Origin of the sequence: Streptomyces sp. STR69 (assembly GCF_024519455.1) — a bacterium.
Classification (GTDB): Bacteria; Actinomycetota; Actinomycetes; order Streptomycetales; family Streptomycetaceae; genus Streptomyces.
This window is the reverse complement of the sequence record NZ_JALJRY010000070.1, coordinates 1-5,848: the sequence shown is the minus strand read 5'-3', so window position 1 is coordinate 5,848 and position 5,848 is coordinate 1. Positions and strand designations below refer to the sequence as shown.

General features: G+C 63.1%; 10 protein-coding genes. 6 read left to right on the top strand and 4 right to left on the bottom strand.

The annotated features are described in order from the left end of the window. Nucleotides 1-286, bottom strand: a 286-nt coding sequence (locus OC490_RS48880; RefSeq protein ID WP_262064528.1) for an RHS repeat-associated core domain-containing protein, incomplete at its 3' end; no start/stop codon positions are given. A gap of 206 nt (nt 287-492) precedes the next feature. Here OC490_RS48880 and OC490_RS48875 point away from each other — a divergent pair. The 5 genes from OC490_RS48875 to OC490_RS48855 all read left to right on the top strand — a co-directional run bounded on the left by OC490_RS48875 (nt 493) and on the right by OC490_RS48855 (nt 2,624). Continuing rightward, a complete protein-coding gene (locus tag OC490_RS48875; RefSeq protein WP_262064527.1) occupies nt 493-822 on the top strand; it encodes a hypothetical protein in 330 nt (109 codons plus the stop codon). Between the two features lie 32 nt (nt 823-854). Continuing rightward, entirely contained in the window at nt 855-1,202 is a 348-nt protein-coding gene (locus tag OC490_RS48870) for a DUF6247 family protein (RefSeq protein WP_262064526.1), read from the top strand. Further along, on the top strand, nt 1,199-1,522 hold the full coding sequence (locus tag OC490_RS48865) for a hypothetical protein (protein ID WP_262064525.1): 324 nt from the start codon (nt 1,199-1,201) through the stop codon (nt 1,520-1,522). The genes OC490_RS48870 and OC490_RS48865 overlap by 4 nt, the downstream gene beginning before the upstream one ends. A gap of 236 nt (nt 1,523-1,758) precedes the next feature. After that, nucleotides 1,759-2,046, top strand: a complete 288-nt coding sequence (locus tag OC490_RS48860) for a class I SAM-dependent methyltransferase (RefSeq protein WP_262064524.1) — start codon at nt 1,759-1,761, stop codon at nt 2,044-2,046. After that, nucleotides 2,043-2,624, top strand: a complete 582-nt coding sequence (locus OC490_RS48855) for a suppressor of fused domain protein (protein ID WP_262064523.1) — start codon at nt 2,043-2,045, stop codon at nt 2,622-2,624. Before OC490_RS48860 ends, OC490_RS48855 begins: the two co-directional genes overlap by 4 nt. On the opposite strand, the gene OC490_RS48850 is transcribed toward OC490_RS48855, so the two are convergent. Then, the gene (locus OC490_RS48850; RefSeq protein ID WP_262064522.1) at nt 2,603-3,079 is read right to left on the bottom strand and encodes an ankyrin repeat domain-containing protein; all 477 of its coding nucleotides are present in this window, start codon (nt 3,077-3,079) and stop codon (nt 2,603-2,605) included. The two genes, OC490_RS48855 and OC490_RS48850, sit on opposite strands and share 22 nt — an antisense overlap. A 372-nt stretch (nt 3,080-3,451) precedes the next feature. Here OC490_RS48850 and OC490_RS48845 point away from each other — a divergent pair, with 372 nt between their 5' ends. Further along, the gene (locus OC490_RS48845; RefSeq protein ID WP_262064521.1) at nt 3,452-3,835 is read left to right on the top strand and encodes a hypothetical protein; all 384 of its coding nucleotides are present in this window, start codon (nt 3,452-3,454) and stop codon (nt 3,833-3,835) included. Between the two features lie 780 nt (nt 3,836-4,615). Here OC490_RS48845 and OC490_RS48840 read toward each other — a convergent pair. Beyond that, nucleotides 4,616-5,368 (bottom strand): hypothetical protein, encoded by a 753-nt coding sequence (locus tag OC490_RS48840; RefSeq protein ID WP_262064520.1) that lies wholly within the window; start codon nt 5,366-5,368, stop codon nt 4,616-4,618. Between the two features lie 28 nt (nt 5,369-5,396). Then, the coding region (locus OC490_RS48835; RefSeq protein WP_262064519.1) for a hypothetical protein at nt 5,397-5,848 on the bottom strand (452 nt) is incomplete at its 5' end.

The window sequence follows — 5,848 nt, the reverse complement described above, 5'->3', positions numbered from 1 at the left end:
ACCAGGAACAGTGACCCGACTCGTCCGTACCCACCATCGGGTTGTCGTCGACGTACGCGAACGGGTTCGCCGCCACCGAGTCCGGGGACGGGTCCAGCGACACACTGTCCTTGTTCAAGAACTCGCCCGTGTTCGGGTTGTACCAGCGGGACGCCGTGCCCACGTCACCCGTGCCCGGTTCCGTCCAGCCCGACTGGAAGCCCAGGTGGCCTATCAGCGACAGCGTCGCCGTCACCTTCCCGAGCGGGTCGTACGTCGCCGAGCCCGACAGGGACGTGGCACCCACGGGGATCGCAGCGCGGCTCGGTGGGGGCATACCTCGAATGGGGCGGCGCCTCCGCGCACCCGGCGCAGTCCGCGCTGTGGCTCGCCGACGTTGGATGCGCCCTAATGACGCTGCCCAACCGCTCCGAGCCCAGTTGCGCAGACTCCGAAACACATCCTGGAAGAATCAATTGTTAAGAGTCGTTATCGTGTGTCATTCTCGACCCTATGAGTACCGAGGACGGGCGCTACCAGGAAGACCTGAAGGCTCCGGCGTTGACCGCAATCGCACGCCAGCAAGAGGTCATCCGACGGGCGGAGGGAAAGGTGCGGGAGGAGCGGGCGAAGCTCGCCGAACTCGTGTACGCGGCCACCACCAAAGCCGCCGACAACCCCATCCCTTACGGTCGGGTGGAACATGTCGCGCGGCTACTCGGTGTCAAGCGTGACCGGGTCGCCAAGATCCGCGCCGCCGTGCGGAACAACCGTCCCAAGCCTGCCGAGGCATGCCCTGAGCCCGACGGCTCCACGGACTCCTCGCTCTCGACCGCCGCCTGATCACACCGCTCCACCGAGGGAAGCCCAAGCTGATGAGCATCGCACCGTTCGGGTCCGGGACCGCCGTCCCCCTCATGCCCGAGAGAACCCCGAAGGCACTCCGCGCCGCCATCGCCCAGCACGCGCCACAGCTCCTGGTGGACTTCGACCGGCACTGGCGCCGGGACATCGCCGACGCCTACGACCTCGCACCCGTGCCCGCCTTCATGGCCCGCTGGTGGAGCGAATACGCCCTCGCCCGTGACCCACGCCTCGAAGCCAAGGCCCATGCTTTGGAGGACGAGGCCGCCCAGGAACCCGACTACGCCCGGGCCAAGACCCTCATCGAAGAGGCCGGGCGTATCCGCCGCACCGCCGCGAAGGCGGAACCCGGCCAGTGACCAGCGAGTTCATGGGGCCACCCTGGCAAGCCGATTGGACGAAGGAAGCCGAGGCCAACAGGAGCGCCCTCCCCACCGAGGCCTGCTTCCTCGTCGATGCCGCCCGCGCAGAACTCGTCACCGCGAAAGATCCGTACTTCCGGGGCATCGACAGTGACAGAGAGCTACCTGCCGGAATGAGCGTCGAGCCCGTCCAGTCCACCCGTCCTGGCGGCGAGCACGTCCTCTACTTCGATCACGGGCGGGGATGGCTGCGGTACCACTTCGCACCCCGCATCGCCGATCCACAGATCGTGATCGACGAGTGCTTCTGGCAATAGCCCGGTCCGCACACCTGGCGAGGCAAAGTAGTGGTGGTGTGCGCGTGGCGAACGCGGGCACCAGCGACATCAGCCGCGCTGGTCTGGGTCTGCAGGGCGTCGCCGACCTCCAGGTCCTTGGCCCCGCCGAACGCCGACGCCGCCTTGGTCGTCCCTGGCCTGCTGTGCGATGTACTCGCTCTGGAGGTCGGACTACGAAGCCTCAACTGACCGGCGCAAACACGGAAGCCGAGCACGTGGAAGCCACGAACCTCCTCTATCGGGGCCCGGTGCTTTACGACGTGGTCCAGTCCGACAGCACGAGCGCCGGGATTTGCCAGACCCTGATCGAGTCGCACAAGCAGGATGCCCGGACACTGGTCGACTTCGGCTGCGGCACCGGCCGGGACCTGGAGATCCTGGCCGAGCGCTTCGAGTGCAGCGGCGTGGACCTCCAGCCCGGCCTGGTCGACTGCGCCCACCAGGCCCGGCCGGGGCTGAACATCCACACCGGGGACATGCGGTCTGGAATGATCGCGTGGTGAGTGATGCGAGACTGCTGGCCGCGGATGTCGTTGAGTCACACGTACGGGCATTCTTCACGGGGCACGCGGTGGAGGTCGTCAACTACGACCTCGGCCCGGAACGGCGAGAGACAGTACCCGATCTACGAGTTCTCGTTGTGGAGCCCGGCCCGCGCAGCGACAACTGGGCCTATGTGACCGCCGGTTGCTGGGCTGCCTCGGTGGAGAAGCGCGGTCACGGACTTGAGTTCGTCATGACCGCGCACGTCCGCGACCAACGGTTCATCGAACTCATGGCGATGATCGCCTACTACCACTGCGGTGGGCATCAACTCGACCTGGAACACAGCATGCCGATCGGCGAACCGTGGGTACCCGGTTCGACCTGCGACCACCTTCTGATCAGCCTGCCCTACCTCCACGGCCCCGGCCTCGAACACTGTCCGCTGCCTGGAGGGCACGCCCGCATCCTGTGGACCCTGCCGGTGACCGCGGCCGAGATCGAGTTCCGCAGGCGTCACGGACACGAGGCGTTGGAACAGCTCTTCGACGAGGCACAGATCGTCCCCACCGATCCCTACCGAGCATCGGTCGCCTGACCTTCCGGCCTCATCCGGTTCGCCTCAACCCCTTGCAGGTATTCGACGAGGCCTTCCATGAACTTTTCGAAATCCTCGTTCCGCATAAGGCAACCATCGAACTGCCCGAGTGGCCGCACCACGACCGGTTCCAGGAGCTCCAGCAGATGCGTATGCCCCTGCTTCCGTGCAATGTCCACGGCGCGCTGCCCGTCCCGAGTGCGCTGCGTGCGCCAGACGCCGTGCGCGATCAGCCGGGAGACGACGGGGAAGGCCGCGCCGTGCCAGGCCGCCTGATGCAGCGGGGCATAACCGGTGCGGATCCCGATCCGGGGGAGGTTGACCCTCGTCGGATGCTTCCTCAACTCCTCGAACAGACCACTCCGGTTGGCGTCCCGGGCCATGTCCGAGAGCCGGTCCCGCTCCTCCCGGTACCACGCGCTGGGCTCACGGTCGGTGAGGGCGTCCCATTCCATCCTGCTCCTGATCACCCGGACACGTTAGTCGACCCCTTCGGAGCCGGGCTGATCTGGGCTGATCGGGGCTGATCCGGGCGGACGATGGCGCCAGTAGCGGACCACGGCGCGAGTGATGGTGGAGCAGGCCACACCGACCCAGCAGGCCGGGCCGTCGGGTATGTCCGCCCGTACGCCTCCCGGCGCCGTCCCAGTCCACCGCCCCGGCAAGACGGCAGGTCCGGCCGTCAAAGGCTCGAAAGGGCAACCCACACCTTCAGGTGGATTGGAGACAGGACACGCGGTCGACACCCGTGCACACGTGCTGAGCTGACCCCGCGCAAGATCGCGCAGCCACCCCCTCCAGTTCGCAACGACAGAAAGGGGACACACGTGCGCCTCAAGGGACAGGTCAGGACGTGGCTCGCCGCCGCGGCCACCGCCGCCGCACTGTTCGCGTCACCGACCCCGACGGCCAGCGCCAACGCGAACGCCCGGGCTCCGCAGGCCGGCCGCTACCTGAACCTGCACCAGTGCGTGTACATGCCCGCCCAGATCGTCGACTACTTCACCACCGCGGTGCCGAGCCGCGACGGCCGCTTCACGACCGGCACGAACACCTCCAACACCGCCGAGACGAGCCGCTCCTGCGGCGCGGGTGACGGAAACTTCAAACCGTCGTCCCCATGGGCAGGCGTCCAGTCGCTCGACCTCAGCGCCAGCCGCTACCTGAACCTCCACCAGTGCGTCTACTACTCCGAAGATAGGCGGCTTTGATTCCGCTGCCTTCGCGACATGACACGGAGCTGGGCTGCCAGGGTCTCATCCGCCAGTCCAACCGACTCACCACTCCGCTAGAACGAGCCTCAAAAGCTTCCGTCCGAATACACAGGTGATCCGCCAACTCGGCGAATTCGCGTTGGCTGATCGTTCAGATCAACAAATGGTGAACTCTCAGTCTCTGATCGGCTCAACACGAATGGGATCGCCTCCACCTAGATAGAGCAAGCATCCCGTGTTCTCCCGGGCCTACTGCCGGAATTACGCAGATTCCGGCAGTAGGCCCGGGAGCCCAACCTAGATTCCGTGGAGGATCATACGCCTCGTAGCGTCCGACATAAAGGCGTGTCGGCGGGAGGAAAACCGTGCAGACATCTCCGACGCGAAGCTCAGATGTGGCCGGCTCGAATTGCTATGGAAACCATTCCGAATTGGATTCTCCATAAGGCAGCGCAAGATTTCCGTCCCAGCGGAAATTTGTAGAGTTGTCGACCACGCTAACGGCCATTCCACCGTGATGTACCGCGCACTCACCGATACAACCCGGGCGCTTGCCGGCTCACAAGAGACGATTACTTCGCTGCCGACCCGAGGAAACTTAACTCCTTCACCTGGTCTAGCCGTGAAACGTCACCAGCACGCCCGGTTTGAACTGCAATTCATCACCATCTCAAAAACGGATAATCATGTCACGAAATCCAACACGCAATCAAACACCATCGTCAGTGAATCCGGAGCCTGCTTGCCTGATTCCGGCATTTTACCTGGAGATCCACATCATCGAGCCATGAGAAAATCATCGACACTGATACCCAAAGCCGAGGAAACATTGAAAATAACTGCATACGCTTCCGCTTCCCCTGGAGCGGTGCCGCTCCCGAGGCCATCGTGAATAGTCTCGGAGACGCTTTCGATCAACCTCGGGGAAATAGCTGGATGCAGCCACTTAAGCCATTCCATCACGGAAGCGATGCCGTATCGGATCCGCGCTTCTGAGGCACCTCTCTGCGAAGCATGCATCAAAATTCGCATCGCTGCCGCAAGACGATCGACGGGGTAGTTATGACTATTCAGTACGCGGTCGATCTGCGCCAGAGAGTCGACCACAGCTAGCGAATCAACAAAAGCACTTCTGCTCATCACATCGGGCATGAAATCGCCATCGGGGTCGACAACAACAGTGACGTCCGTTGCCTCATCCCAGGCATCGGTGCCGATCGACAATTTTACTTGCGCCCCGGGGCTGGTCGCGGGCCATGTGAAGAACGGCGGCTCCGACGATTCCCTCAGGGTCACGTAACCCGTGGCAAGTTGCACATCACCGGTAAAGACCTGTCTAGACGGCCTCGGCGCGACGCCACGCCACACCCCGATCCTCACTGGCGCAATCTGGGCGCGCGTGACCAGCATGACGTGGTTCGTATCGCTCATAGGAGGATCGGACACCAGTAGATCGAAATCAGGATCGCCAGCCGAACCGATCACGAGGTGTCCATAGTTCAGGAAAACCTCAATCTCTCCAATCTTCACAAGATTCCTCCGTGGATTTCGCGACTCATCAATGCCCCGCAATATGTGATCGGGCCAGCTCCATCAACTCTTCAAATCTACCCTTGGGCTCATAGATCTGGTGGTTTCTTCCGATTTTGGCAAGAAGCTGGACAGCTCTACTCTGAATCCCACTGCACACGGAGCAATGACTGAATACGCGATACTCGAAACCGACGGGACTGACACTGACTGGCGGCTGGTGGTCGCCGATCTTAACCGGTTTTGCACCGGGCTGCGAGTCACCGCATGTATGACACACGTCATCCTGAACTGCATCACGAATTTCTTGTGGCAGGGGGTCCGGCTCTTTCGTCGCGATTCCCTCGCCAGTTGCATGCGGTCCGACAGAAAGCGTATCGAGTTGCTCCTGAGTAATCTCGACATCGCAGTTGTGCACCAGGACTGGCGTGGTCCCAGCCTCCACATAGTAGGTGTGGAGGCTGCCGATGGTCAGGTCGT